Source organism: Arthrobacter crystallopoietes, from assembly GCF_017603825.1.
GTDB classification, from domain to species: Bacteria; Actinomycetota; Actinomycetes; order Actinomycetales; family Micrococcaceae; genus Crystallibacter; species Crystallibacter crystallopoietes_B.
The window spans coordinates 1,248,071-1,274,963 of sequence record NZ_CP072014.1 but is presented as its reverse complement, the minus strand read 5'-3'; the positions used below and the strand labels follow the sequence as shown (position 1 = coordinate 1,274,963).

22 protein-coding genes are annotated in these 26,893 nt (G+C 65.6%); 10 read left to right on the top strand and 12 right to left on the bottom strand.

Going from position 1 to position 26,893, the window contains the following annotated elements:
* Positions 1 to 21 precede the first annotated feature (21 nt).
* The gene (locus tag J5251_RS05905) at positions 22 to 1,716 is read right to left on the bottom strand and encodes a ribonuclease J (RefSeq protein ID WP_431188533.1); all 1,695 of its coding nucleotides are present in this window, start codon (positions 1,714 to 1,716) and stop codon (positions 22 to 24) included.
* Positions 1,717 to 2,406: 690 nt separating this feature from the next.
* On the opposite strand from J5251_RS05905, the gene J5251_RS05900 reads away from it, so the two are divergent.
* From J5251_RS05900 to J5251_RS05880, 5 genes are all read left to right on the top strand, one after another.
* Positions 2,407 to 2,679: a hypothetical protein gene (locus J5251_RS05900; RefSeq protein ID WP_139004043.1), complete on the top strand. Its 273-nt coding sequence runs from the start codon at positions 2,407 to 2,409 to the stop codon at positions 2,677 to 2,679.
* A gap of 23 nt (positions 2,680 to 2,702) precedes the next feature.
* Entirely contained in the window at positions 2,703 to 3,359 is a 657-nt protein-coding gene (locus tag J5251_RS05895) for a dihydrofolate reductase family protein (RefSeq protein WP_139004042.1), read from the top strand.
* An 81-nt stretch (positions 3,360 to 3,440) separates the two neighbouring features.
* Positions 3,441 to 3,713, top strand: a complete 273-nt coding sequence (locus tag J5251_RS05890) for a hypothetical protein (protein ID WP_139004041.1) — start codon at positions 3,441 to 3,443, stop codon at positions 3,711 to 3,713.
* Positions 3,714 to 3,961: 248 nt separating this feature from the next.
* The gene (locus J5251_RS05885) at positions 3,962 to 4,267 is read left to right on the top strand and encodes an ArsR/SmtB family transcription factor (protein ID WP_208575479.1); all 306 of its coding nucleotides are present in this window, start codon (positions 3,962 to 3,964) and stop codon (positions 4,265 to 4,267) included.
* A 19-nt stretch (positions 4,268 to 4,286) separates the two neighbouring features.
* Positions 4,287 to 5,267 carry a TIGR03086 family metal-binding protein gene (locus tag J5251_RS05880; RefSeq protein ID WP_208575478.1) on the top strand — a complete coding sequence of 327 codons (981 nt, stop codon included), beginning with the start codon at positions 4,287 to 4,289 and terminating at the stop codon, positions 5,265 to 5,267.
* Between the two features lie 175 nt (positions 5,268 to 5,442).
* On the opposite strand, the gene fdhA is transcribed toward J5251_RS05880, so the two are convergent.
* On the bottom strand, positions 5,443 to 6,657 hold the full coding sequence (gene fdhA / locus J5251_RS05875) for a formaldehyde dehydrogenase, glutathione-independent (protein ID WP_139004038.1): 1,215 nt from the start codon (positions 6,655 to 6,657) through the stop codon (positions 5,443 to 5,445).
* Between the two features lie 88 nt (positions 6,658 to 6,745).
* Positions 6,746 to 7,531: an MIP/aquaporin family protein gene (locus J5251_RS05870; protein WP_208575477.1), complete on the bottom strand. Its 786-nt coding sequence runs from the start codon at positions 7,529 to 7,531 to the stop codon at positions 6,746 to 6,748.
* Between the two features lie 259 nt (positions 7,532 to 7,790).
* Between J5251_RS05870 and J5251_RS05865 the strand changes: the two genes are divergently transcribed.
* A complete protein-coding gene (locus tag J5251_RS05865) occupies positions 7,791 to 8,159 on the top strand; it encodes a VOC family protein (RefSeq protein WP_240792933.1) in 369 nt (122 codons plus the stop codon).
* A gap of 104 nt (positions 8,160 to 8,263) precedes the next feature.
* Here J5251_RS05865 and J5251_RS05860 read toward each other — a convergent pair whose 3' ends face one another.
* A complete protein-coding gene (locus J5251_RS05860) occupies positions 8,264 to 8,452 on the bottom strand; it encodes a hypothetical protein (RefSeq protein ID WP_208575476.1) in 189 nt (62 codons plus the stop codon).
* Positions 8,453 to 8,556: 104 nt separating this feature from the next.
* Here J5251_RS05860 and J5251_RS05855 point away from each other — a divergent pair, with 104 nt between their 5' ends.
* The 4 genes from J5251_RS05855 (at position 8,557) to J5251_RS05840 (ending at position 14,994) form a co-directional block, all read left to right on the top strand.
* Complete coding sequence (locus J5251_RS05855; protein WP_139004035.1) at positions 8,557 to 9,141, top strand: TetR/AcrR family transcriptional regulator; 585 nt, start codon at positions 8,557 to 8,559, stop codon at positions 9,139 to 9,141.
* Positions 9,142 to 9,652: 511 nt separating this feature from the next.
* On the top strand, positions 9,653 to 11,860 hold the full coding sequence (betT, locus tag J5251_RS05850; protein WP_208575475.1) for a choline BCCT transporter BetT: 2,208 nt from the start codon (positions 9,653 to 9,655) through the stop codon (positions 11,858 to 11,860).
* Complete coding sequence (locus J5251_RS05845; RefSeq protein WP_208575474.1) at positions 11,857 to 13,353, top strand: aldehyde dehydrogenase family protein; 1,497 nt, start codon at positions 11,857 to 11,859, stop codon at positions 13,351 to 13,353. The genes betT and J5251_RS05845 overlap by 4 nt, the downstream gene beginning before the upstream one ends.
* Positions 13,354 to 14,994, top strand: a complete 1,641-nt coding sequence (locus J5251_RS05840) for a GMC family oxidoreductase (protein WP_208575473.1) — start codon at positions 13,354 to 13,356, stop codon at positions 14,992 to 14,994.
* Positions 14,995 to 15,023: 29 nt separating this feature from the next.
* On the opposite strand, the gene J5251_RS05835 is transcribed toward J5251_RS05840, so the two are convergent.
* The 8 genes from J5251_RS05835 to J5251_RS05800 form a co-directional block, all read right to left on the bottom strand.
* Positions 15,024 to 16,007 (bottom strand): formylglycine-generating enzyme family protein, encoded by a 984-nt coding sequence (locus J5251_RS05835; RefSeq protein WP_208575472.1) that lies wholly within the window; start codon positions 16,005 to 16,007, stop codon positions 15,024 to 15,026.
* A gap of 123 nt (positions 16,008 to 16,130) precedes the next feature.
* On the bottom strand, positions 16,131 to 18,458 hold the full coding sequence (locus J5251_RS05830; protein ID WP_208575471.1) for an arylsulfatase: 2,328 nt from the start codon (positions 18,456 to 18,458) through the stop codon (positions 16,131 to 16,133).
* A gap of 42 nt (positions 18,459 to 18,500) precedes the next feature.
* Entirely contained in the window at positions 18,501 to 20,168 is a 1,668-nt protein-coding gene (locus J5251_RS05825) for an amidohydrolase (RefSeq protein WP_208575470.1), read from the bottom strand.
* Between the two features lie 13 nt (positions 20,169 to 20,181).
* A complete protein-coding gene (locus J5251_RS05820; RefSeq protein WP_208575469.1) occupies positions 20,182 to 21,015 on the bottom strand; it encodes an ATP-binding cassette domain-containing protein in 834 nt (277 codons plus the stop codon).
* Complete coding sequence (locus J5251_RS05815; protein ID WP_208575468.1) at positions 21,012 to 22,748, bottom strand: dipeptide/oligopeptide/nickel ABC transporter permease/ATP-binding protein; 1,737 nt, start codon at positions 22,746 to 22,748, stop codon at positions 21,012 to 21,014. The genes J5251_RS05820 and J5251_RS05815 overlap by 4 nt, the downstream gene beginning before the upstream one ends.
* Positions 22,741 to 23,772, bottom strand: coding sequence for an ABC transporter permease (locus tag J5251_RS05810; protein ID WP_208575467.1), 1,032 nt, complete (start codon positions 23,770 to 23,772; stop codon positions 22,741 to 22,743). Before J5251_RS05810 ends, J5251_RS05815 begins: the two co-directional genes overlap by 8 nt.
* A gap of 27 nt (positions 23,773 to 23,799) precedes the next feature.
* Entirely contained in the window at positions 23,800 to 25,206 is a 1,407-nt protein-coding gene (locus J5251_RS05805) for an amidase (RefSeq protein WP_208575466.1), read from the bottom strand.
* A 78-nt stretch (positions 25,207 to 25,284) separates the two neighbouring features.
* Positions 25,285 to 26,859: an ABC transporter substrate-binding protein gene (locus tag J5251_RS05800; protein WP_208575465.1), complete on the bottom strand. Its 1,575-nt coding sequence runs from the start codon at positions 26,857 to 26,859 to the stop codon at positions 25,285 to 25,287.
* Positions 26,860 to 26,893: the final 34 nt, after the last annotated feature.

The window sequence follows — 26,893 nt, the reverse complement described above, 5'->3', positions numbered from 1 at the left end:
TTTCACATGCTCTGATTCGGATCAGGCCTCGACGATCACCACGGTGACCACGGGCTTGCGCCGCAGCTGGCGGTCGGACCAGCGCAGCAGTGCCTCGGCGATCGCCTTCTCGGCACCCGGGCCGGTCCTGTCGCCCTTGAGCCCGGCGAGCGTCTTCTCGATGATGCCGGTGGCCTTCTCCAGCTCGCCGTCCGCCGGGGCAAAGCCGACCGGGAAGAACTCGGGGTCCTCCTCCAGCTTCCCGGTGTCCGGGTTGACGATCGCCAGCACGGTGACCGCGCCGTCTTCGGCCAACCGGATGCGGTCCTGCAGGGATTCCTCGGTCGCGGCGCCGGCAATCATGTTCTCCACGTACACGTAGTCCGCCTTGACCTGGCCGGACACGCGGGCCACGCCGTCCTTCAGGTCAATAGTGGTGCCGTCCTCGACCACCAGGGCCTTCTTCGGGTCCACACCCGTGCGGACAGCCAGCTCGGCATTGGCCTTCAGGTGGCGGTGCTCGCCGTGCACCGGCATCACGTTGCGCGGGCGCACCAGGTTGTAGCAGTAGACCAGCTCGCCGGCGCTGGCGTGGCCGGAGACGTGGACCTTGGCGTTGCCCTTGTGCACCACATTGGCGCCGAGCTTGGTCAGGTCGTTGATCAGCCGGTAGATGGAGGTCTCGTTGCCCGGGATCAAAGAGCTGGCCAGCAGGACGGTGTCGCCCTCGGTCAGGTCGATCATGTGGTCCTGGCTCGCCATGCGTGCCAGTGCCGCCATCGGTTCGCCCTGCGAGCCCGTGCAAATCAGCACGGCCTTCGTGGGTGCCATCTTGTCCAGTTCCTTGAAGTCCACCAGCATGCCGCGCGGCACGTTCAGGTACCCGAGCTCGCGCGCCGTCTTCATGTTGCGGACCATCGAGCGGCCCACAAAGGCCACCTTCCGCCCGTACAGGTGGGCGGCGTCGATAACCTGCTGGATGCGGTGGATGTGGCTGGCGAAGCTGGAGACGATGATCCGGCGCGGCGCCGTGCGGAACACCTCGTCGATCGCGGGAGCCAGGTCCTGCTCGGAGATCTGGAACCCGGGGACGTCGGCGTTGGTGGAGTCGGGCAGGAACAGGTCCACGCCCTCCTCGCCCAGCCGGGCAAAACCGGCGAGGTCGGTGATCCGGCCGTCCAGCGGGAACTGGTCCATCTTGAAGTCGCCCGTTGCCAGCACCAGTCCGGCGCCGGTGCGGATGGCCACGGCGAGACCGTCGGGGATGGAGTGGTTCACGGCGAGGAACTCCAGCTCGAACGGACCGAACTTCTTCCGGTCGCCCTCCTTGACCTGCACGGTCTTGGCGGTGATCCGGTGTTCCTGCAGCTTGGTCTTGATGAACGCCAGCGTCAGCTTCGCCGAGATCAGGGGGATGTCCGAGCGTTCCTTCAGCAGGTACGGCACGCCGCCGATGTGGTCCTCGTGCCCGTGCGTCAGCACAATGCCAACGATGTCGTTCAGCCGGTCGCGCAGGTAGGAGAAGTCGGGCAGGATCAGGTCCACGCCCGGGTGGTGCTCCTCCGGGAACAGCACGCCGCAGTCGACAATCAGCAGCTTGCCGCCGTATTCGAACACGGTCATATTGCGGCCGATCTCCTCCAGCCCGCCCAGCGACACGATGCGCATGGCGCCCTTGTCGAGCTTCGGCGGTGTCTGCTTTCCAGCAGGCGCGGAGTGGCGTGAAGTCCTAGTCATGGGATCCGATCTCTATGTGATTCTGCAATGGCGGGACGGCAACGCCCCAAGCCGGCTTACCGGCAGTGAAATTCCGGGGCCGAGACGCCCTGCGACGGATCGGCGGCCTGCCCCGCAGCGACAACGGCGGGACGGCATACTTGTCTGACTTTATCACCGCACGCCAGAGCCCAACACCGCCAGACAGGGCGGAACTTACGGCTTTGAAAACCAAAGCACAAAAAACGGCGCCGGCCGCGGGACCGCGGCGTTACGAGCGTCGCCTAAACCTGGATGACAATCTGGGCCCCCGAGACCATCGAGTGCGCCGTAGTCCCGGTCCTGGGTGGCCACTGGCAATCCGTTGGCCAATGCAACGGCGGCAATCCAAAGGTCATTGACATTGATCCTCCTGCAGGCTTCCGCCAGCCGATACCGCAACCGGACCCGTATCTTTCGCGGCGTAAACACCCGCATGCAGCTCTGCCAGCGTAACGACGTTGACATACATCTCCTCGGGAATCCCGGCGACATCCAGTTTCCTGCCGGATACCAAAGCGATGAATAGACACGCACACGTTGGGGCAAAAATCCTGTCGACAATGGTTCGACGCAACAAGCAGGGGATAAATTTGCCGGATTCCCTCCACCTTCCGGTGCTGGAGTGGTTAGCTGGAACCGGGCGCACCTTGCCCTGAGCGAAGGAGAACCATGAGTCAGGAACGGAAAGAGAACTCGGACAACGAGGGCCGCGTGTCACGGGACGAAGAAGTGCTTTCGCCCGGCGAAGTCACTCCGGATGCCAAGGGCCTCGCCCAGGTCTACGGCGACGCGGACCGCACCAACATCGACGACCCCGTCACGCCTCCGGGTCCGGTTGATGCCGCGGCCATGGAGTACATGGAAGAGAACTTCACTGTGCGCGAGGCCGGCCACGGCGAGCGATACCTGGAAGAGACGCCTAAGCCCGAAGCGACCGAATAGCGGGCTGCAACGAAAGAAACAGGATGGCGAAATTACGAGTAGCCCCCTTCTGCATATCCTTGGACGGCTACGGTGCGGGTCCGGACCAGAGCCTGGAAAACCCGCTTGGGGTGGGCGGCGAACGTCTGCACGAATGGGTGTTGCCCACCCGGGCGTTCCGGGCCAAGCACGGCATGGGCGACGACGGCGAAACGGGTGTGGATAACGATATCGCCGAGCGCTCGGACGTCGGAATCGGGGCCACCATCATGGGCCGGAACATGTTCGGCCCGGTGCGGGGTCCGTGGGAGGGTAGCGAGGATTGGACCGGCTGGTGGGGCGACAATCCACCCTTCCACCACCCCGTGTTCGTCCTCACCCATCACGAACGCGCCCCGCTTGAGATGGACGGAGGAACCACGTTCCACTTCGTCACCGGCGGAATTCATGCCGCCCGTGAGCGGGCGATCGACGCCGCCGGCGGCCTCGACGTGAAGCTCGGCGGCGGAGTATCAACCATCCGGCAGTACCTGCAGGCCGGGCTCGTCGATGAGCTGCAGCTCAGCATTGTGCCGATCCTGCTCGGTTCGGGCGAACGGCTGCTCACTGATCTTGGCGATCAGATACGGCACTACCGGCGCGCAGACATCACCAGTTCGACGTCGGCGGCCCACGTCACACTCGTCCGCGACGAAGCGTAGCCCTCGATCTCGCTCCACGAACACTTCTCTGGCGAAGCACCGCTACCCGAGCTCAAAGGGCTCGTTACTTGAGAGAAGGCCATGATCGCCACCATTGCTAACGTCGCCGACTTCGATCAATTCCTGAAGACTTTCTCGACCAGGGGCGTGGACAAGAGAAGGGAGTACGGGTGCAAGGGCTCCTATGTGTTCCGAGACCCTGATGACCCGAACCGGGTGTGGGTTTTCTTCGACTGGAAGATCGAGGACTACGAGAGGTTCTTGTCCGATCCCGAAGTCCCTGCGATCGCACGGGAGCTCGCCCTCCGAGAGCCTCCAGTGAAGGCTGACCCCGTCGCTCAGTACGACTCCTGACGGTTCATCCGACTTCGATCCGGGGGGTTCTGTGCTGCTTTCCGACGCGGGCTACGAACTGGCGAATAACGGTCTTGAGCTTCCGCCATCTCCAGCACTGTTTCGAAGCACCAGAGCCCTTCGAGCGGCATGACCGAGTAGTCACGGTCCAGTTCGGCCTTGCTGAAAACTTCAACTCGTTGGGTAATCGGCCAGGCATCTTCTCTGCCTCTTGCCAGATACGTTAGCGACGACTAACGTATCTGATGATGGATCCGTTGGAAGTAGCCGCAGAGCCGAGCCGGCGTCGCCTGCTGCACCTCTTGGCAGGCGGCGAACTATCGGTGGGAGAACTGACCGCCCATTTCACGGTGAGCCGGTCGGCCATTTCGCAACATCTACTGGCCTTGGAACGGGCCGGATTGGTGACTGCGCGCAAGGAAGGGCGCAGCAGGTTCTATCGCCTCGACGCAGCAGGCATGGGCCGGCTTCGGGAACTCGTGGATCAATTCTGGACCCGCGAATTGGATCTGCTCGCTTCGGACGCCGAAGCCTTGCCCGATAAAGCAACCTGAACAGGAAAGAGAAGTAGCCATGAAATTCGATAAGACCATCCACCTACCGGTTAGCCCCGATGAGGCCTTCGCCCTCGTGACCGACCCGGAGCGGCTGCGCCGTTGGCAGACCGTCGCGGCCAGAGTTGACCTGCGGGTCGGCGGCGAGTACCGCTGGACCGTCACCCCAGGCCACCACGCCTCCGGAACTTTCCAGGAGATCGAGCCCGGCAAGCGGGTGGTCTTCACCTGGGGCTGGGAATCCGGAATGGATCTTGCCCCCGGCGCATCGACCGTGACGATCACCCTCGAGCCCGACGAGAACGGCACCTCGCTCCGGCTTGAGCACGAGGGACTCACCGATGAACAAGCCGCGGCCCACGCCGAAGGCTGGAACCACTACCTGGACCGGTTGACCGCCGAGACATCCTCCGCCACCGGAGCCGGCCCGGACGACTGGGCTGCCGCACCGGATCCCATCGATCACTTCAGTGCAGCAGACGCCTCGCTGGCAGTGCTGCTCCGCGTGCTACGGAACATTACCAGTGAGGACTATGGCAAGCCCACACCGTGCCAGAACTTTACTATCGGGCAACTGCTGGATCACCTGGCCGGATCGTTGAAAAGCGTTGGCACCGCGCTTGGCGCCGACCCGACCGACCGCACCGATGCGTCAGCAGAGGCGCGCATCGCCGGTCTCGCCCAGCCAACGCTGGAGGCCTTCACCCGCAGGGGCGCCGAGGGCACCGTCGACATGGGCTTCGCCGAACTGCCCGCAACGGTCGTGGCTGGCATCGTAAATCTGGAGCTGCTTGTGCACGCTTGGGACTTTGCAAAGGCCATCGGCCAGGAAATACGCGTGGCCGACGTCGTTAGCGACCACGTGACGCGTCTGGCCGAAGAAACCATCTCCGACCAGGTCCGGGCCAGCGGCAGCTTCGCTGCAGCCCAGCCAGTGGCAGAAACCGCCGGAAGCTTGGAACGGCTCGTAGCCTTCACCGGCCGAACAATTTCAGCCTGAAGCACTACAAATGCCCATGCCGGGCCCACAGCACAAGGACCTCATGCGGGTTTTTCCCGCATGAGGTCCTTGTACGTGGAGGTGATGGCCGACCACTAGGTGCTTCGGGCGGTCTCAGCGAGGTCCGCCGTGGCAGCGCCGAGGCGCAGCATCGCCGTCTTTCCGGACGGGCGCCCTACGCGGCAACCATCCCGTGCGGATCGATCACGTACTTCTTGGCTGCTCCCTGGTCGAATTCCCTGTAACTCTGGGGCGCCTCATCCAGACTGATAGTAGTGGCGTTGACGGCCTTGGAAATGTTGGCCTTACCGGCCAGGATCAGGTCCATTAATCTACGGTTGTACCGCTTGACCGGGCACTGCCCTGTGGTGAAGGAGAGCGACTTCGCCCAACCGGTACCCAGCTGCACGCCGATCTGGCCAACCTTCGCGTTCTCGTCGATGCCGCCCGGGTCTCCGGTGACGTAGAGGCCGGGGATGCCCAAGGCGCCGCCCACCTGCGTCACCGACATAATGTCATTCAGCACCGTAGCAGGAGCCTCAGCGGCATTGGCCCCATGCCCTCGGGCCTCGAACCCGACCGCGTCCACCGCCGCATCGACCACGGGGACGCCCAGGATCTGCTCGATCCTGTCCGGCAGCGAGCCTTCCTGGCTCAGGTCGATGGTCTCGCAGCCGAAGCTTGCGGCCTGCTTCAACCGCTCGGCGTTCATGTCGCCGACGACGACAGCAGAGGCGCCCAGAATGTGTGAGGAGAAGGCCGCGGCCAGTCCCACCGGTCCCGCGCCGGCAACGTAAACCGTGGAACCTGTGGTGACGCCGGCTGTGAACGCACCGTGGTAGCCGGTGGGGAAGATGTCGGACAGCATGGTCAGGTCCAGTATCTTCTCAAGGGCCTGGTCCCGATCCGGGAACTTGAGCAGGTTGAAGTCCGCATAAGGCACCATCACGTACTCGGCCTGGCCGCCGATCCAGCCACCCATGTCCACGTAGCCGTAGGCTGCGCCGGGACGGGCGGGGTTCACGTTGAGACAGACGCCGGTTTTGCCTTCGTTGCACATCCGGCAGCGGCCGCATGCAATGTTAAAGGGCACCGAGCATATATCGCCTTCCTTGACGAAGAGCACGTCGTCACCGGTCTCGACCACCTCCCCGGTAATCTCGTGGCCGAGCGACTGACCGGCCGGCGCGGTGGTGCGCCCGCGTACCATGTGCTGGTCGCTTCCACAGATATTGGTCGCGACCAGTTTGAGAATCGCGGCGTGCGGTGCGTTCTGCTGAATTCCCATTTTGCTGGCAACCTCGGAAGGCAGTTCCAGCTTAGGGTAGTCGATGGTTTCTACCGCAACTTCCCCTGGGCCTTTATACACGACTACACGGTTTCCCGTCATGGTTTTTCCTCTCGATAATCCAAGCCGACCGCGCAAAGCCGACGCTACGCAGCCGCATTTTTCTTTCACACGGGTTATTTATTCTTTTTTATTCTTTGTCGGAATCGGGTTTCTTATCCTTCTCCGCCGACGTCGAAGGATCGTCGGCACGTGGCTCGGCTTCAATTACCTCGCGCGGACGGACAACCAGATCGTAGGCAACGGCGGCGGCAAAGCTGCCGATGAAGGGTCCGATGATGTATAGCGGGAACTGGGACCATTCGACGTCGCCGCCGAAGATGGACTGCACGAGGTTCGGGCCAAAGGTCCGGGCCGGGTTGAGCGAACCGCCTGTCAGTGGACCGACGACTAGGATGGCGCCGGCGACGGCCAGCCCGATGATCAGACCCGCCCAGCCCTTGGGAGCCCGCTTATCCACCGCGACCGCCATGACCGCGAGCATGAGCAGGAAGGTCCCCACTGCCTCCGCAATAATGCCTTGGCCGTAGGAGACGCCAGCGCCCAAGGCGGTCGCGCCCCCGCCCAAGTCCACGGAACTCGTCCCGAACGACGCCACCAGCAGGAGGCTGCCGACTGCGGCGCCGACGAACTGGGCGATGAAATAGGGAACCACCTCCACCCATGGAAAGCGTCTGGTCATCGCAAGCGCGATGGTCACCGCCGGATTAATGTGGGCGCCCGAAACCGCCAGGAACGCGTAAATGGCCACAGCGACGGCAATGGCAAATCCCAGGGCAATGAACCCAACCCCCGGATAGGTCAGTTCCCCCCTGCCCGCAGTCAGCGCTGCCAGCACCGACCCGACTCCAAAAATCACCAGTACTGCCGTGCCGAGCACTTCAGCCGCAAGCCGCCGCATCAGGGTGGGGGTCATTTTGCACCATTTCATGTGACAACGAGGAAATAGCTACGAAAATGGAACGGGGTGAAATGCTGCGAGTCTAGGCCGGACCTTGGAAGGGAGTCAATAGGGCGCAGATTTTAACATCATTTCACCAGCCCGATATTGGACGAACGAATCTATTTCCCCGGACGGTTCCGGCAGCCTGTAAATTGACGTCCACTGGTTCCATCCGCGGGGCCCAGTGCGTGGTCTTCAGAACTTTTCAGGAGTACGGTGCCGGAAAGTATTGTTGTCCAACCCGACCGTGGAGGAAGCCATGGACCTGGATCTGTTCGCCGGCATCCCAGTCCGCGATTACGCCGAAGCGACAGCCTGGTATGAGCGGCTGCTGGGAGCCCCGCCGTCATTCCTGCCGAACGATACCGAGGCCGTGTGGGAGCTCGCCGAGCATCGGTACCTGTTCATCGAAGTGCGGCCCGAGCATGCCGGGCACGCCATGCACACAGTCTTCCTCGGTGACTTTGATGTCCGCATCTCGCAGATCGCCGAACGGGGACTCGAGCCGGCTGTGCGCGAAACCTACGAAAACGGTGTGCGAAAGGCGACCTTCCATGACCCGGACGGCAACGAGATCGGCTTCGGCGGCGCACCGGCCTGATGGAGCGGTGCTGGTGCGCCGCTCCCGCCTAAGGGAACGTGATCATGAGCCAAGTGAAGCCTCGCAGAACCCTGCGAGGCTTCAATGCTCTGTGCGGTATTCGATTATGTGGCCCGGTCGCTGGTCGGCTCTCCCACTTCGGACTTGTCGAGGAACGCCTTCATTTCGGAATCATCGGACTTCGTCCAGGTTTCGCCTCCGGTGTCCTGGTCTCCCTTGCGGGTTTCCGGCGTGCGCGCGGTTTCCTTTCTGAAGCCCCAACCGAAATCCTTGTTCGAGGCGTAGCACATCACGAACCTCCTTCATCTCGGTCCTTTAATCCTCCTCCGGTCAACGGCGGAAGCCAAGTGTCGGACATGCAATTCACTCCGCGCGAGTTGCCCAATAGTCTAGTCAAATGAACCCAAGCACCGTGAACTCCGACCAGCAGGTTGATAGGCAGTCCCGCATTCTGGAAGCGGCGCTGGACCTGCTGTCGCGGCATGGCATCTCTGGGGTCAACATGCGTGCAGTTGCGCGCGAAGCCGGCGTCGCCTTGGGGCTCGTGAACTATTACTACGAGGACAAGTCGAGTCTGATCCGTGCGGCTTTGCACCGGATCGACGAGGACGACCTCATGCTGGTCGCACCCGACCCGGCGATGACGCCGGACGACCAACTGCGCAAAGCCCTCAGACGCGTTGCCGGCCCGGAATTCCTGAACACACCATACCTGTCCCTGCGTCTCCACCTTTGGGCGCTCGCGAAAGCCGATGAAGAGTTTGCGCTGATCAATGCCGCGGCCTTTGACCGCTATATCGATGGGCTCGCGACGTTGATTGCGAACGCCAAGCCAGAGCTTTCGCCGGATAAATGCAGGGAGCGGGCAGCGGACATTGTCGTCATACAGAATGGCATGTGGCTAACCGCGCTCCTTGCCCTGGACGAGGCATCCATCCGAAGGAGTCTCGCCCGCACCGAGGAGATTGCCTTCGCCGCCTAACAGGGCCGCCTTCCTCAGGCGTCTGCTTTTACTCGCCCAATATCTGGTTGTCATGGTTGTTTCGCGCCATTATGCACCTTGAACATCTGTTCAAACAAGGTCTTGAACAGATGTTCAACCTCGACTACTGTGCTGCGTATGAGTTGGATCACACCGCAAGAAGCAATCGAAGAAGATGTGGCCCCTACCGCCGGCCCGGGAACTTCGCGGCAGGGACGCATCACGGTATGGAACTCCGCAAGCACGCGTGCAGCGCTCTCGAGCCAGCGGTAAGTAGCACGCCGTCGTGCTTCGGATTCTCGGTCCAGAGCGAGAACTCCACCTTTGCAGAAACGCACATACAAGTGATGCCGCTCTATCAAACAGGTATATTGACCCCTTTTTGGACGTGCTAGAGGCGCGCCGGAGCTGATTCCCACTGTTGCCAGCGTCAGGGTTCCAACCCTGGTGGGCGATAGCTATCGGCGTGACGCGACCAGCACCAGCTACCGATGCGAGGTACGAGACCAATATGAGCACGCCTCCCGAAATTATCGAGTCCCAGCAGGATGACGCAGACAGCAAGCGCCCAGCGCAGGATAATGCCCTGCCTTCGTACAAAACCCCGCCCGATCCTGCAGCGCGGACGCGGGTGAATAAGTCCGTCTTTATTGGCTCGGCGGCAGGTGTCCTCGGCATCGCGCTGTGGGCCATCCTGGACCGAGAATCGGCAGACGCCGTGATCGGCACGGCCGTAACATGGGTGGGCGAGACGTTCGGCTGGTGGTATTCGCTGATCGTCGTCGCGGTGCTCGCGTTCGTCCTCTTTGTGGCCGTATCCCGAGTAGGAAAGACCCGCCTAGGGCCGGACCACTCGCGCCCGACGTTCAACATGTTCACGTGGACGGCGATGCTCTTCGCCGCCGGCATCGGGATTGACCTCATGTTCTTCTCGGTGTCGGAGCCCGTGACACAGTATTTGGCCCCGCCGGGAGGCGAAGCTTCCACTATTGAAGCCGCCCGGCAGGCCATGGTCTGGACCTTGTTCCACTACGGCATCCTGGGCTGGGGGCTCTATGCCCTGATGGGACTGGCCCTGGGCTACTTCGCTTTCCGGCACAACCTGCCGCTCAGCATCCGTTCCGCGCTCTATCCCATCCTCGGCAAGCGGATCCACGGGCCGCTGGGCCACGCCGTCGATATTGCTGCCTTGCTGGGCGCGATCTTCGGCATCGCTACGAGCCTGGGCATCGGCGTCGCACAGCTCAACTATGGCCTGAGCTTCCAGTTCGGCATCCCCGAGAACACCCTCGTGCAGATCGCACTGATCGCCGTGGCCGTGGTGATGGCGACGGTCTCGGTGCTCACTGGAGTCGAGAAGGGCATCCGCCGGCTGTCGGAGCTCAACATCATCCTGGCCATCGCGCTGATGATCTTCATCCTCGTCACCGGGTCCACCCGCTTTCTCTTCGACGGCATTGTAAACAACATCGGCGATACGCTGTCCCGCTTCCCGTCGATGGCGCTGAACACCTTCGCCTACGACCGGCCGGACGAGTGGCTCAACGGCTGGACGCTGTTCTTCTGGGCCTGGTGGATCGCCTGGGCTCCTTTTGTGGGGTTGTTCCTGGCGCGCATTTCCCGCGGCCGCACGCTCCGCGAGTTCGTCTTCGGGGTGCTGGTGGTACCGTTCGGCTTCATCCTGCTGTGGATCTCCATCTTCGGCAACAGCGCCCTGGAGATCGTGATGGGCGGCAACGCCGAGTTCGGCGAAATGGCGATGAGCAACCCGGAACGCGCCTTCTACGGACTGCTCGAGCAGTACCCGATGGCTCCGCTCAGCGCGGCCGTGGCCACCTTCACCGGGCTGCTGTTCTACGTCACGAGTGCAGATTCCGGCGCCCTCGTGATGGCAAACTTCAGCTCGCACCTGAAGGACGCGGACTCGGACAGCCCCAAGTGGCTGCGTGTCTTCTGGGCCGTGGCCACCGGCCTCCTGACGCTGGGGATGCTCCTGGTGGGCGGGGTACCCACGCTGCAAAGCGCCACCGTGATCATGGGGCTGCCGTTCTCCGTGGTTCTGGTCTTCATCATGTTGGGCCTCTACAAGGCGCTGCGGCTGGAAACCGCACTGGTGGACAGCTACCAGACAAGCCTGCACTCCGTGCTCAATTCGCGCACGAACGTCCCGGGCGGCGCGGACAGCCGCCGAGGTTGGCGCCAGCGTCTGGCCCGCGCCATGAACTATCCCCGGCACCCGCAGGTCCAGAACTTCGTCTCCACGGTGGCGGTTCCCGCGCTGAACGAGGTGTGCGACGACCTGCGTGCCCGCGGGCTGAAGGCAACACTGGAGACCAGTACCGTGGAGGCTTTCGGAATCGATACCGCGGACCTGTGCGTGGAGCTCGACGGCGAGCGCACCTTCAAGTACCAGATCTACCCGGTCCAGCGGAACGTCCCGTCCCATGCCCTGTCCAGTGCCGCGGGCGGGAGGTACTACCGGATCGAAGTGTTCTCCCTCGAGGGCAGCCACGGCTACGACCTTATGGGCTACAGCAAGGACGAGGTCATCGCCGACGTACTGGACCACTACGAAGTGCACCTTGAGTTCCTGCACCAGCACTGCGACACCCTCACATACAGCACCGTCGCCGAGAATGTCCCGCCCAAGGCGGACTGGGAAACCGACTACAACACGGTCGACGAATCCGTCGCCGCACCTACAAAGGAGACAACATGACCGATACCGCCTCCACCTTGTTCATCAACGGCGCTTGGGAGCCGGCCGCTTCCGGTGCCGTGCGGGAAATCCGCAACCCGGCCGACGGCGAACTGGTCGCCACGGTCTCCGAGGCCGGCCGGGAAGACGCCGAGCGCGCCATCGCCGCGGCCCGTGCCGCCTTCGATTCGGGTGTCTGGGCCTCCGTCCCGGCGCCGGAGCGCGGCGCGTTCCTGCTCAAGGTCGCCGCCGGCCTGCGCGAAAGCCGCGAGAAGTTCGCCCGCGCAGAGTCGCTGGACACCGGCAAGCGCATGGCCGAGAGCCACATCGACATGGACGACATCGCCGCCTGCTTCGAGTATTTCGGCAAGCTCGCCGGGCAGGACGCTGGCCGAGTGGTCGACGCCGGGGATCCCGCCGTCGTTAGCCGTATTGTCCACGAGCCGGTGGGCGTTTGCGGCATGATCACGCCGTGGAACTACCCGCTGCTGCAGGCCGCGTGGAAGATCGCGCCCGCGCTGGCCGCCGGCTGCACGTTTGTGCTCAAGCCCTCCGAGCTCACCCCGTCCACTGCCATCCTGGCCATGCAGTTGCTCCAGGACCTCGGCCTGCCGGACGGCGTGGCCAACCTCGTCACCGGCCCCGGCGCGGAGGCGGGCGCACCGCTTTCGGAACACCCCGACGTCGACCTTGTCTCCTTCACGGGCGGACTCGAGACCGGTAAGCGCATCGCCGCGGCCGCGGCCGGCACGGTCAAGAAGGTGGCCCTGGAACTCGGCGGCAAGAACCCCAACGTGGTGTTCGCCGACGCGGACTTCGATGCCGCCGTCGATAATGCGCTGAACGGCGCGTTCGTGCACTCCGGGCAGGTGTGCTCCGCCGGGGCGCGCCTGGTGGTCGAGGAATCGATCGCCGAGCGCTTCATCGACGAACTGGTCCGCCGGGCCGAGGGCATCCGCCTTGGCGGCCCCTTCGACGAGGCCGCGGAAACGGGGCCGCTGATTTCCGCTGCGCACCGCGAGAAGGTGGATGCGTACGTCCAGCGCGGAGTGCAGGAGGGCGCGCGGCTGCGCTGCGGCGGCGCTGCCCCGGCGGGTGAAAAGTACGACGCCGGGTTCTACTACCAACCGACCGTCCTGGACCGCGTGAGGCGGGGAATGTCCGTCGTCGTCGATGAGGCCTTCGGCCCGGTGGTGACCGTCGAGACCTTCCGCACCGAGGACGAGGCCGTCGCCACCGCCAACGACACGATCTACGGCCTGGCCGGCGCTGTCTGGACGCAAGACGCCGGCAAGGCGCAGCGCGTGGCCGGCCGGCTGCGCCACGGCACCGTCTGGATCAACGACTTCCACCCCTACCTCCCGCAGGCCGAGTGGGGCGGTTTCGGCCAGTCCGGCGTCGGCCGCGAACTGGGTCCCACCGGCCTGGCCGAGTACCAGGAAGCCAAGCACATTTACCAGAACACCAGCCCGCAGGTGACCGGCTGGTTCGCTGACCACGGCAAGGAGAACTAAATGCACCTCGACAACATCGACAACCTGATGGACCGGGAGTTCGACTACATCGTGATCGGCGGCGGATCCGCCGGCGCCGCCGTCGCCGCACGGCTGAGCGAAGACCCGGAAGTGACCGTGGCGCTGGTTGAGGCCGGCCCCGACGACCGGAACATCCCCGAGGTCCTGCAACTGGACCGCTGGATGGAGCTGCTCGAATCCGGCTACGACTGGGACTACCCCATCGAGCCGCAGGAGAACGGCAACTCCTTCATGCGGCACTCCCGCGCGAAGGTCATGGGCGGCTGCTCCAGCCACAATTCCTGCATCGCCTTCTGGGCCCCGAGGGAGGATATGGACGAATGGGAAGCCAAGTACGGCGCCACGGGCTGGAACGCGGAAAACGCCTGGCCGCTGTACAAGAGGCTGGAGACCAACGAGGACGCGGGCCCGGCTGCCCCGCACCACGGCGACTCAGGCCCGGTCCACGTCATGAACGTGCCGCCGGCTGACCCGGCCGGGGTCGCCCTGCTGGACGCCTGCGAACAGGCCGGCATTCCGCGGGCCAAGTTCAACAACGGCACCACCGTGGTCAACGGCGCCAACTTCTTCCAGATTAACCGCCGCGCGGACGGCACCCGCTCCTCCAGCTCCGTCTCCTATATCCACCCGATCATGGAACGCGAAAACTTCACCCTGCTGACCGGCCTGCGCGCCCGCCAGCTGGTGTTAGACGCCGAGAAGCGCTGCACCGGCGTCGATGTTGTGGATTCAGCCTTCGGCCGTACACACCGGCTGACTGCCCGGCAGGAAGTGGTCGTCTCCACCGGCGCCATCGACACGCCGAAACTGCTGATGCTCTCCGGCATCGGCCCCGCCGCCCACCTCGCCGAGCACGGCATCGAGGTGCTGGTGGACTCCCCCGGCGTCGGCGAGCACCTGCAGGACCACCCCGAAGGCGTCGTCCAGTTCGAGGCCAAGCAGCCGATGGTGGAAACGTCCACGCAGTGGTGGGAGATCGGCATCTTCACGCCCACCGAGGAGGGCCTGGACCGCCCGGACCTGATGATGCACTACGGCAGCGTGCCCTTCGACATGAACACCCTGCGGCACGGCTACCCCACCACCGAGAACGGCTTCAGCCTCACCCCGAACGTCACGCACGCCCGCTCCCGCGGCACTGTCCGGCTGCGCAGCCGCGACTTCCGTGACAAGCCCATGGTGGACCCGCGCTACTTCACCGACCCCGAAGGCCACGACATGCGCGTCATGGTCGCCGGGATCCGCAAGGCCCGCGAAATCGCCGCCCAGCCCGCCATGGCCGGATGGGCCGGCCGCGAGCTGTCCCCTGGCATCGAAGCGCAGACGGACGAGGAACTGCAGGACTACATCCGCAAAACGCACAACACGGTCTATCACCCTGTCGGCACTGTGCGCATGGGCCCGGCCGAGGACGCGATGTCGCCGCTCGACCCCGAGCTGCGCGTCAAAGGCGTCACCGGCCTGCGCGTCGCCGACGCCTCGGTCATGCCCGAGCATGTGACGGTCAACCCCAACCTCACCGTCATGATGATCGGCGAGCGCTGCGCCGACCTCATCCGCGCCAGTCAAACCATTCAAACAACGACGGCGGACGCGAACCTCAGCCCGTCACTCGTCTGATTCGTTGGTGGCGGAAGCCTGATTGCGGATTAGAAAGAGACTGTGCGGAAGCCGGTGTTGCTTGTGGCCGAGTCCGGGGTGTTTTTTGAGCGGGCCGCAACGCGGTACCGGTTGCAGTAGGAGTCGTGACAGAGGAATGACCCACCGCGGATGACGCGCCCGCTGCCTATGGTCGGTCCAGCGGGATCGTCAGCGGGCGCGTTGCGGTAGTACTTGGGCAGGAACCAGTCGGCGCACCATTCCCACACGTTCCCGGAAACCTCATAAAGGCCGAACCCGTTCGGCGGAAAGGACCTCACCTCAGCCGGGCCAAGATGGCCGTCTTCCAGAGTGTTGCGTGTGGGGAACTCTCCCTGCCAGATGTTGCAACGGTGTTCGCCGTCCGGGCCCAGCAGTTCATCACCCCAAGGGAAGCGCTTGGACTCCAGCCCGCCACGGGCGGCGTACTCCCACTGCGCCTCGGTGGGCAGTGTCCGGCCCGCCCATGCGCAGTAAGCGGCGGCGTCGTTCCAGGACACCTGCACCACCGGGTGGTTCGGAATTTCCTCCCAAGAGGAGCGCGGCCCATGCGGGTGCGCCCAGTCGGCACCCCGCACGGTCATCCACCACGGAACGCCCTCGGCGCGGCCAAGCAGGTCCGCGTCCGCCGCGGCGGCGAGTAGGTGGAACACTGCGGAATAGCCGAAGACTTCAGACTCGGTGCGGTAACCGGTGGCAGCGACGAACCGGTGGAATTCCGCGTTCGTGACTGCTGTCGCGTCGATTGAGAACGGCGACAGCAGTACCTCGTGTACCGGGCCTTCGCCGTCCTGTGCGTAGCCCTCACCGAACGCGTCTCCCATTAAGAAGGATCCGCCGGCTAGCCGCACCTGCTTGACGAGGCGGCCGCCGGAGTCGTTCCCCGGCTGGGGAGTGCTAGCTTCACGCTCTGATATGCGGCCGCCCTCCTGAGCGGGTTCGTACGTAGCCGCGGCGGCGAGTCGGGACCGCTCCGAACTGTGGCAACAGGACATGGTTCGCCTTTCGAGGACATGGTGCCACCAGCGTAGCCCGGTCAGGCGATAGTCAGACGCCGCTTGGACCTGACCCAGTACTCGGACCGAGGGAGCCAAGCGGCGCCGCGTCGAGGATGCTTGCTAATCGAACTGAAGGGCGGTCTGCTGCTCGATGTCGACTAGCTCCTCGTCGTGATAGTCGGCCTTGGTTCCCGGCGTGTATCGGACATGCCGGAGGTTCCCCTGGTAGCGGAATGGCCCTCGGCGTTGGTACAGGTCCCAGTCGACCGGTCCGCCCCGATCCGCTCCTACGCTGATGCCGGTCAGCGGGCACATCCCAACCAACTGCACGACCGATCCCAATGCGGCCTCCTCCGTGCCGTCGACGCTGAGGGCGAGCCGCCACCGCAGCTGCGGCAGGACCTCGAAACGCAGTCCCACCTCAGTGGTGCCAACTGGCAGAGCGGCGGAGACCCGGCGCATCCGCCCGTACTCGTTGTAGGCACAGTGGACCGCACCGTCCTCGACGTAAAGGAGGTAGCCTCCGCCTTGGTCGCCATGTGCGACAAGGACCCCCTCGTCGCCGGACCGATAGTCGAGCTGGACGTCGATCACGGTGGAGCGAAGCGCCACCAGCTTCGAGGAACGGTAGCGCTCGAGCGTCGGGGTACCCGGGAAGAGCGTCACGGGTTGTTCGAGGACGAGCTCAGTGGATGGGCGGCGTCGGAAGAGGGACCCGTCATCGTTGAGTGGAAACACCTGGTTTGCCCACGCGGTGGCCCTCCAGCGGTCGCCAAGCGCGCGCACCCGCTCGGGGTGCGTGGCGGCCAAGTTCCGGGTCTCTGCGGGGTCTTCCTCGACGTGGTAAAGCTCCCATCCGTGAGGCGACCATCCGGGCCCGTTGGCTGTTGGGGCGACTACCTTCCAGCCGCCTTCATGGAAGGACCGGCGTCCGTTCAGTTCCACATACTGGCTGCCGCGTTCCGACCGTGCCCGTGCTGTGCGTAGCCACGGTGCAAAGGAGCGGCCGTCAGGCGTCTGCGCCGGTCCGCCGGCGCACCGCTGGAGCGGCTCCACGCCCGCAAGGTCCAGGAGCGTGGGCATCACGTCCGTCGCATAGGCGAATTGCTGACGCACGCCGCCGTCCGTGGAGGTGCGGGGCAGGCCGGCGGGCCATGACACGAGCATCGGCACGCGGACTCCCCCGCTGTAGGGGTGGGTCTTATAGAGCCGGAAGGGAGTGTTCGAGGCGTAGGCCCACCCGCGCGGGTAGTGCGCAAAGGACTGCGGGCCGCCGATGAGCTCGGGGTTGCGCGGGACGTCTGCCTGCCACTCGGGCGGCAGTTCTTGACCGACGGTGACGAAGCGGCTGAAGTAGCTGCGCGTTCCCGTCTCGCCTCCTTCCCCGCTGGCGCCGTTGTCGGACGTGAAGAGGATGATCGTGTTCTCATACTCGCCAAGCTCCTTGAGCCGGTCTGTCAGTCGCCGTAGGTTCTGGTCCACGTTGTCAACGGCCGCCGCGTACACCTCCATGTACCGGGAAAACAGAAGGCGCTGGCCGTCATCGAGCGAATCCCAGGGAACGACGTCGAGACCGGGTTCGCTGTTTCGCCCGGCGGGCCGCGTACCCTCGGGAAACAGCCCGTTCCTGACCTCGCGCGCGAAGCGTTCGGAGCGCACGTGGTCCCACCCGGAGTCGTACATCCCGCGGTACTTCGCGATGTCCTCGGGCTTGGCCTGGAGCGGGGCGTGGACGGCGATGTGGGAGAAGTAGAGCAGGAACGGCTTGTCCGGGTCGCTGGCACGCAGCCCACCGATCATGTCCAGGGCCCGGTCGGTGAGGTCGTCCGTGAGATGGTACCCCTCCGGATAAGACTCGCGGTCCATCGGCGTATTGTCCTGGAGGAGCCGGTGCGGGTGAAAGAGGGACGTGAACCCGTCCAGGCACCCATAGAAGCGGTCGAATCCTCGCTGGCAAGGCCACGACGATCGGTCGGCTCCGTCGTGCATCTGCGCCTCCGGTGTGAGATGCCATTTACCGACCATGAACGTTGCGTAGCCCGCGCCCCTCAAGGTCTCGGCAAGCGTGGGCGCGTCATGGGGCAACTCCATGCGGGCGTGCGGGAATCCGGGGTCGATGTGCGGCACGAAGGAGAACCCGGCGCGGTGCGGGTTCAACCCGGTCATCAGCGCCGCCCGCGCCGGCGCGCACATCGGGGGTGTCTGGTAGTTCGCCAGCCGGTATCCGGAGGCGGCAAGCTCCTCGAGCGCGGGAGTGTCAATCTCCGCCCCGAAGGGCGAGATGTCGCTGAAGCCCAAGTCATCCAGGAGCACGACGACGATGTTCGGCGCTCCGGCGTGGGCCCGAGGACGCCTGGGCCAGGCGGGAATGGACTCCGAGGCCAGCTCGGCGATCCGGCCAGGGAAGTCCTGCTGCCCGCGGGTGGGGTGGTCTCCGTCGTGGTTCATAGTTCCCTTTCTACTCGGCTGGGTGGTCAAGGAGCCCTGCGGCTATAGAAGCGCGGACTCCGCGATGTGGACCGGGCTCCCGCCGACCATGGTGAAGGTGGCCGCCATGGTGGAAAGCTCGTGGGCGGGCAGGCCGAACGGGTCGGCGTTGTGGACGACGAGGTCCGCTGCCCGGCCCGGCGCGATCACGCCGCCGTTCTCATGCCGGTTGAGCCACGCCGAGCCGGACGTGTACCCGGCGAGCGCAGTCTCCAGTTCCAGGGCCTCGGCGGCGATGAGCGGCTCCGCGTCGGGGTGGCCGGGCTCGCGGCGTGTGACGGCGACGTGGATCGCCTGCCACGGATCCGGAGAGGAGACGGGCCAGTCGGAGCCCATGGCCAGGCGCGTCCCGGCGGAGACGAGAGATTGGAAGGGATACTGGCGCGCTGCCCGTTCGGCCCCGAGCACGGGGATCGTCAGGGATTGCATCTGAGTGTCGTGGCATGCCCAGAGTGCCTGGGCGTTCGCGGTGACGCCGAGGCCTGCGAACCGGGACAGGTCGGCGGGGTCGATGACCTGGATGTGGGCCATGTGGTGGCGGCTGCCGTTGCGGCCGTTGGCAGCGCGGGCGGCCGCAACGGCATCGAGCCCCTCGCGTACGGCGCGGTCCCCTATAACGTGCATGTGCAGGTCGAAGCCGGCTGCGTCGAGGGCCGTCGCCGCCGCTTGCAGCGACTCGCGATCCAGGTAAGTCAGGCCGCGGTCGTCTGTTTCGCGCGGGGAACAGGCGCAGGACTGGACATACGGCTCGAGCATCGCGGCGGTGCGGTTCTCCGGCACGCCGTCGACCATGATCTTGGCGCTGACGGTGGGGAACCCGGCCAGTGCGTTGGCGTCGCGGCGCGTGGCGAAGCCTTCGACGAGATCGGCCACGGTGTCCGGCTTGACCGTGCGCGGCACCCAAAGCGCCCCCGTGGCCCGCCCGGTGAGCAGGCCCTCGGCTGCCAACCCGTGGTAGATCTCGGCGCCGTCCGGATGGCTGGCGTAGTTGCCGATGATCGCCTCCTGCCAGCCCGTGATCCCCTGGCGGTGCAGGTATCGTTGGGCCTCCAGGAGCCCGGCTGCCATCTCTTCCCGTGTCGGGGCAGGGACCAGATCTCCGACGAGGTCCATAGCCCCCTCGTGGAGCGTCCCGGTCGGCTGCCCCGTCGCATCGCGCTCGATCCTGCCGTCGGCGGGGTCGGGGGTCTGCGCCGTAATGCCGGCCTTACGCAGCGCAGCCGTGTTGGCCCAGCCGCTGTGGTGGTCGCGGTTGACGAGGAAGGCCGGCCGGTCAGGGACCACGTTGTCGAGCAGGTCGGCGTGCGGCGTACCGCCTGGAAAGTCCGCCATGTTCCAGCCGCCACCTGTGACCCAGGGCTTGTCGGAAATTGCCGCGAATTCGGCGATGCGGGCCAGTACGGCGTCGGCCCCGGAGCATTCGGTAAGGTCGCACCCGAGCCTCTCAAGGCCCCCGTAGAGGGCGTGGACGTGTGCGTCGGTGAACCCGGGTGTCAACAGCCGGCCGGCGAGATCGATGTACTCGCGGGCCGGGCCGGCGGCGGCGCGGACCTCATCGTCGGTACCGACGGCGGTAATCCGTCCGCCGCTGACTGCGACTGCGGTGGCGTTGGGATGGAGCCGGAGGCCGTCAAAGACCCTGCCGGAGTGGAATATCCAGTCGGTGGACATGGTGGCCTTTCGCTTAGGCGTCGATGTTGAAGGCTGGTCCGCCGGGGACGGATGCGATCAGCTGCTGGGTGTACGGGTGCTGGGGGACGTCGTAGATGCGGTCGACGTCGCCGGATTCGACCACGACACCGCGGAAGAGGACGGTGACCTGGTCGCTGACGTGGCGGACGACGGCGAGGTTGTGGGAGATGAAAAGCATCGTCAGCCCCAGGTCCTCGCGCAGGTCGGCCAGCAGGTTGAGGATCTCGGCCTGTGTCGTCAGGTCCAGGGCCGAGGTGACCTCGTCCGCGATGATGAGTTCGGGCTCGACTGCTAGGGCACGAGCAATGGCGATGCGCTGACGCTGCCCGCCCGAGAACTCATGCGGGTACCGCTCGGCTGCTTCGCCTGGCAGGGAAACTTTTTCGAGCCAGTGCCGGATGGCGTTGCGGTGCTTCCGCTGGTCCGCCCGCCGCGGGTCGATCGCCTCGGCTAGTGTCTGGCCGATGGTGCGGCGGGGACTCAGCGAAGAGTACGGGTCCTGCGGGATGAGCTGGACCCGCCGGCGCATGGCGAGGCGCTCTGAGCGGGACAGGGCGCCGAGGTCTGTGCCCCCGACGCGGATTCTGCCAGCGGTGATCGGCATCTCGCCGACAAGGGCCTTGCCGAGGGTGGTTTTACCGGAACCGGACTCACCGACGAGGCCGACCGTCTGGCCCTGCCTGATCGTAAGGTCGACGTCGTCGAGAATCTGCAGGTAACGGGTCCCGGTCCCGACGCCGACCGAGAGCTTCTCGACCGAGAGCATGGTTCCTGTCAGTCCGGCGGGATCGGTCTCGCCCGCCATGTGGTTGCTGGTCTGGGTCATCGCGTGGTCTCCGGTTCCTCGTCAGGCGTCCAGTGGGCGGTACGAAGCCGGCCGCTTTCGCCGGTCATGCTGGGCGAAGCGGACAGCAGGGCTTTGGTATAGGGGTGCGCGGCGCGGCCCTCCTTGAGGTCGGTCCCCGTGAGCCGCTCCAGAATCCTGCCGCCGTGCATGACCAGGACGGTGTCGCAGAGCTCCTGCACTACGCCGATGTCGTGGGAGATGAACAGGATCGCGGTTCCATGCTCCTTGTTGTAGCGGCGGAACTTGCGCAGTACGTCCGCCTGGACGGTCACGTCCAGCGCGGTGGTGGGTTCGTCCGCGATCAGCAGCCTCGGTTCGGTGACCGTGGATGCGGCAATCATGGACCGCTGCAGCATGCCGCCGGAGAGCTCATGCGGGTGCTGGGTCATGCGCAGCTCGGGCTGCTGGATGCTGATTTCGTCGAGGGCGGCGACCATCGTGGTGTGGGCCTCTTGGCGGGACTGCTTCAGGTGGACCCGGGAGACCTCGGTCAACTGCGGCCCCATGCGCAGGGCTGGGTTGAACGTCGACCCGGGATCCTGGTAGACCAGCCCGACGTTCAGGGCAAGGGCGCGGGAATCCGAGGTGGTGAGCAGGTCGAGGTCCCCGAGGCGCAGCGTGTGTGCGGAAGGGGTTAGTCCCTCCGCTAGCAGGCCGGCGATGGACATTGCGGTCATGGACTTGCCGGAGCCAGATTCCCCCACGAGCCCGACGACCTCCCCGGGCTGCATGCTGAAGGACACGCCCTTAACGATCTCCGCGCCGGACGGAGCGATGACCTTGAGGTTGTCCACCTCGAGCAGGGCCTCAGGTGCTGGTGCTGCGGATTCTGGCTTGGACAGGCGCTTGCGGGTCGGGAACAGGCTGCGGGCGGTACGCCGCGGATTGGCGGCTGCGGCGAGCCCGTCGCCGATGAGGACGGCACCGAGCCCGGTGATCACGAGCATGATCGAGGGGGCCACGACCTGCAGCGGCTGGACAAAGATGGCGATGAGTCCCTCGTTGAGCAACCGGCCGAAGTCGTATTCGGGGCTTTGGACGCCGAGCCCGACGAACGACAGGCTGGAGATCTCCAGTAACGAGAGGGCAAACGCCGACGTCGACATCACGAACAACGGCTCGGCCATGTTCGGCAGCAGGTGGCGGGTGACGATCTTGTGGGACGGGGTGCCCAGCAGGCGCGCCGTGGCGATGTAGTTGCGGTGGGCGATCGAGGCGGCCAGGTTTGCGGTCAACCGGGCGAACGCGGGGATGCCGGCGAGGCCGATGGCAATGACGGCCGTCATGCTGCCGGGGCTGAGGATCGCCGCGATCAGCAATGCGAAGATCAGCGAAGGGTAGGCGACCGCGGCCTCGATTAGCCGCAGCGCGGGCTCGCGGATCCACCGCTGTGCCAGCCAGACGGACGAGCCGATGAGGATGCCGCCGATGACAGAGATGGCAGTGGCGCCAAGCGACATCAGCAGCGTCAGCCGGGTTGCCACGAGCGAGCGAGCCAGGATGTCCCGGCCAAATTCGTCGGTACCGAACCAGTGTGCGGCGCTGGGGCCGAGCCGGGAGTCCGCGGTGAGATTCTCCGCGGCCGGAGTGAGGAAAATGGGGGCCAGCACGGCGACAAGCACCATGGTCCCCATCAGTGCGAGGCCGGCGATGAGGCCGGCGTTCCAGCGGAAGCTGCGGCGCACGGCGCCGGAGGAGGTGGTCTTAGCCATGGGTTTTGGCCCCCAGAGTGCGTGGGTCGATGATGCCGAGGATAACGTCCACCAGCAAGTTCAGGAGAGTCGCGATGATGCCGACGACGATGATGATCCCCTGCACCAGCGGGTAGTCACGGTAGATGATGGCCTGGATGATTTCGTTGCCCAAGCCCGGGTAGCTGAAGACGGTCTCGATGATGATGGCGCCACCGAGCAGGCTGGCCAGGATCAGGCCGGTGAGGGTCAGCGTGCTGGTCAGGAGGTTGGGCAGCGCGTGCAGCAGGTGCAGGCGCAACGCCGGCAACCGGCGTCCGCGGGCCGTGCGCATAAAGTCCTGTTCCAGGACGACGGCGGTCTCCTGCCGCACTACGCGGGCGACCGCACAGGTCGGTCCGACGGCGAGGGCGGCGACCGGGAGGATCAGGGCCTCGAAGCTGTTGGCGCCGCCGGCGGGCAGGACACGCCAAATGATCGCGAATAGCACGATCAGCAGGGTGGCAGTGACGTACGGGGGTAGCGAGGCGAAGAACCCTGCGACGTTGCTGAAGCCCAGGTCGAGCCAGCGGCGGCGGCCGCCGCGTGTGAGGACGCCAACGGCCATGCCTGCGGGCACTGCCACGAGCAGGACGATGACGATCGCGGCGAAGGCGAGCTGGGCAGTGAACGGCAGCTTGCCGGCGATGATGCCGGTTACCGGGTCGCCGAACCGGAACGAGTTGCCCAAATCCAGCTGGAGCAACCCGCCCACGTAGTCCATGAAGCGGACCGGAAGCGGGTCATTGAGCCCGAGGTCCTGGCGCAGGCGTTCGACGGCGGCGGCGCTGGCGTCCGGACCGGCGATGGCCAGGGCCGGGTCACCGGGGATGAGCGGGACGACCATGAATGTCAGGACGACCAGTACGAACAGGGACAGCAGGAGCCCACCGGCGCGACGCAGGGCGAAGTCCAGCCAGGGCGAGGACGAGAGCCGGCGCCGCAACGGCGACCTATCGGCGGACCGGGCGCGCGGAGCACCCGGGATTTTGGCGGTAAGGGTCATGTCGGTAGTTCCTTCCGGGGGTGCCGCTTAGGCGTAGGCCGGGGCGATCGCGCCGGTCCAGCCGACGTGCCGTTCGACCGCGCTCCCGAGCCGGATGAGCGTCGCTTCCTGGTAGGGGCCAGCGACGATCTGGGCGCCAACGGGCAGTCCGGAGGCGGAGGTATGGACCGGGAGGCTGATGGCGGGCAGGCCGGTGATGTTGCAGAACGAGGTGAAGGAGATCATCTGCAGCTCGGTCTGTCGCGGGCCGGCGGGGTCATTGTTGGCCTCGTTGTAGACGGAACCGACGAGCGGAGTCTCGCAGGCCATGGTCGGGGTGACGAGGACGTCGAAGTCCCGCCCCCACTGTTCGATAATCTCCCGGGACTCGAGCTGCAGCAGGGCGGAGGCGCGCGCGTAGTCTCCGGCGCTGCGCCCGGCCGCGGTGGCCAGGCGGTGGGCAATGTACGGATCCACCCGCGACGGATCATCGTAATCGATAGCGGCGAGCGAGGCGCCGATGATCATCTGGAACCCGTCGATGGCCTCGCGGGAGAATAGTGTGGGTGTCACTGGGTAGACGTCATGGCCCATCCCCTCGAGGATCCCCGCGAGCCGCGTCGCGGCGGCCGCGCACTCGGCATCCACGGGCACGCCGGTGGGCGCCGTCAGCAGCAGTCCGACGCGCAGCCGGCCCGCGTCTGCGCCGACTTCGCGGGAAAAGGGCCGCTCGGGCGCCGGCGCCGAGTACCATGCCAGCGGATCCGGCCCCGCCATGACGTCGAGGATCGAGGCGGCGTCCTCCACGTGGCGCACAATGGCCCCTTCGGTGGTGGAGTGTTCCCAGCCGAAGACGCGCTGCGGCACGCGGCCGCGGCTGGGCTTGAGGCCGACCAGTCCGCACGCAGACGAGGGGACGCGGATGGAGCCTCCGCCGTCGGAAGCATGTGCGGCAGGTGCCAGCCCGGCGGCCACCGCGGCTGCGGCGCCGCCGCTGGAACCGCCGGGGGTGCGGCGCACGTCCCACGGGTTGCAGGTCGCGCCGTGGCGGGCGTTCTCCGTGACCGTCAGCGGACCGAGCTCCGGACTGTTAGTACGGCCCATAAACAGGAAACCGCCGGCGGTCAGCTTTTCGGCGCTCAGGTCGCTCTCCGTCTGGTGCGCATCCGACATGGCCAAGGACGAATGCGTGTTCGGCTGTCCGGCGACGCTGGTCAGATCCTTAATGGGCAGTGGCACTCCGTGGAACGGCGGCAGGTCGCCGCCATCCATGACGGCCTGCTCTGCGCGCTTGGCGGCAAGCCGCACATCCTCGTCGTTGCGCCACACGATAGCGTTGAGGGTCGGGTTGAGCGCCTCGATTCGGTTCAGGTAGAGGTCGGCGACCTCTACGGGGCTGACTTGGCGGGTGCGGATTTGGGCGGCCAGGCTGACCGCCGAGCTGAAGGGATCCATGGTGTTTCCTCAAGTTTTGGGGTGGCGCCGGCGCCCGCACACAGTCTTGCGGTGCGCCGGCGCCGGGCCTCGATGGGGCTACTGGGTGATTCGCAGGATGGGGTCGTCGATCGTGGTGCCACGGTGCGAGACTTCGAAGCCCTCGGCGGCGACGGTCAAACGCGGATTATTGCTCAGCGGGATGGCATCCGCGTTCGCGATGAGGCTGTGCATGCTCTCTTGCAGTGCCGCGCAAGCGGCAGCCTCATCCTCTGCGGTCCGGAAGTCCTCGAACGCCTGCTCTGCCTCGGCATTGTCTGTGGCCCCAACATTGGCGCCACCCTCCTGGATGGTGGGTCCGACGAAGGCCGTCAGGGGGTTCGCCATGGTGCCGGGGAAGTTCAGGTCAGCGTACATCGTCATGTCCCACGAACTGGGTTCGCCGAAGACCTGGCCGATCCAGCTCCCGACGTCCGAGTTCTTGAGGGTCACGTTTGCGCCGGCCGCGCGGAGCTGCTCCTGGATGTACACGTTGCCGGACCCCTGGGGGCCGGCGATGTTCGGCCCGACTAGCCGGATGTCGACACCCTTGAGGACCTTCTTAGCCGCCTCGGGGTTGCTCTTGATGACGGGTGCCTCCTCGGGTGCGGCGCAGGTGGTGCCCTCGGCGACGAGTGACCGGCTGGTCTGGCCGTGGCCGTTCGATGTGATGTCCTCGAAGGTCTTGGCGTCCAGGACCTGGGCCACGGCCTTTCGAATCTCGGGGTCTCGGAAGGGGCTGCCTTCGCGCTGGTTGAAGACGACGAAGAAGTCGCTGAAGGGCTGGGCAGCGACCGTGTAGGCCGGCTCGTTCTGGAAACGCTCCATGAGGGCGCCGTCGATCTGGATGATGTCGAGCTGGTCGCTCAGGAGGAGGTTGGCCTGGGTGTTGCGGTCGGCGACGACGTCGAACACCAGGTTCTTGGCCGGGACTCCGGCGACCTCGGAATTGTACTGGGGCCACGCGTCGTAGTCGTCGCGGAGGGTAAAGGTGTAGGAGACCCCGTGCTGGCGGTCGCTGAGGACGTAGGGGCCGGATTGGGCGCCCTCGGCCGTGCCGTCGGCAAGGGCCTTCGGGTCTTCGAGTCCCGCAGGGCAGATGACCCCGGCGCTGGACATGGCCAGGCCGGCGAGCAGGTCGGGCCACGGCTTCTCGAGGGTAACGTCGACGGTGCCGGCCTCGTCGTCAGCCTGGATCGTGGCGGTGTTTCCCGGCCCGAAGACCTGGCCAATGACCGGCGAGGCTGTCTTCGGGTCTGCCAGGTACTCGAGGGAGTCCTTGACTACGGTGGGCGTAATGGGCGTCCCGTCGGAGCACGTGATCCCGTCGCGGAGCGTGAATGTAGTGCCCGTCGGACGCACATCCCAGGATTCGGCGAGCCCGGCAGCGAACTCGCCGCCGTTGTCCTGGCGAACGAGGGTGTCAAAGCCCATCCGTGCCATCCAGAAGTCCGGCAGACCGAGGGTCTGGGTCGGATCGAAGGAAGTAGGCACTTCCAGCGTCGTGCGAATGGTGTCGGTGGACATCTCGCCGCCGGCGGCGGGCGACCCGCTCGAGGAGCCAGTGGTGCAGCCGGCAAGGGCCAGCGATCCGGCGGCCACGCAGGCTAGGGGCAGAAGGGTCTTGATTCGCATATGGGTCTCTTCCGTGGGTGGGTGGTCGCGGGGC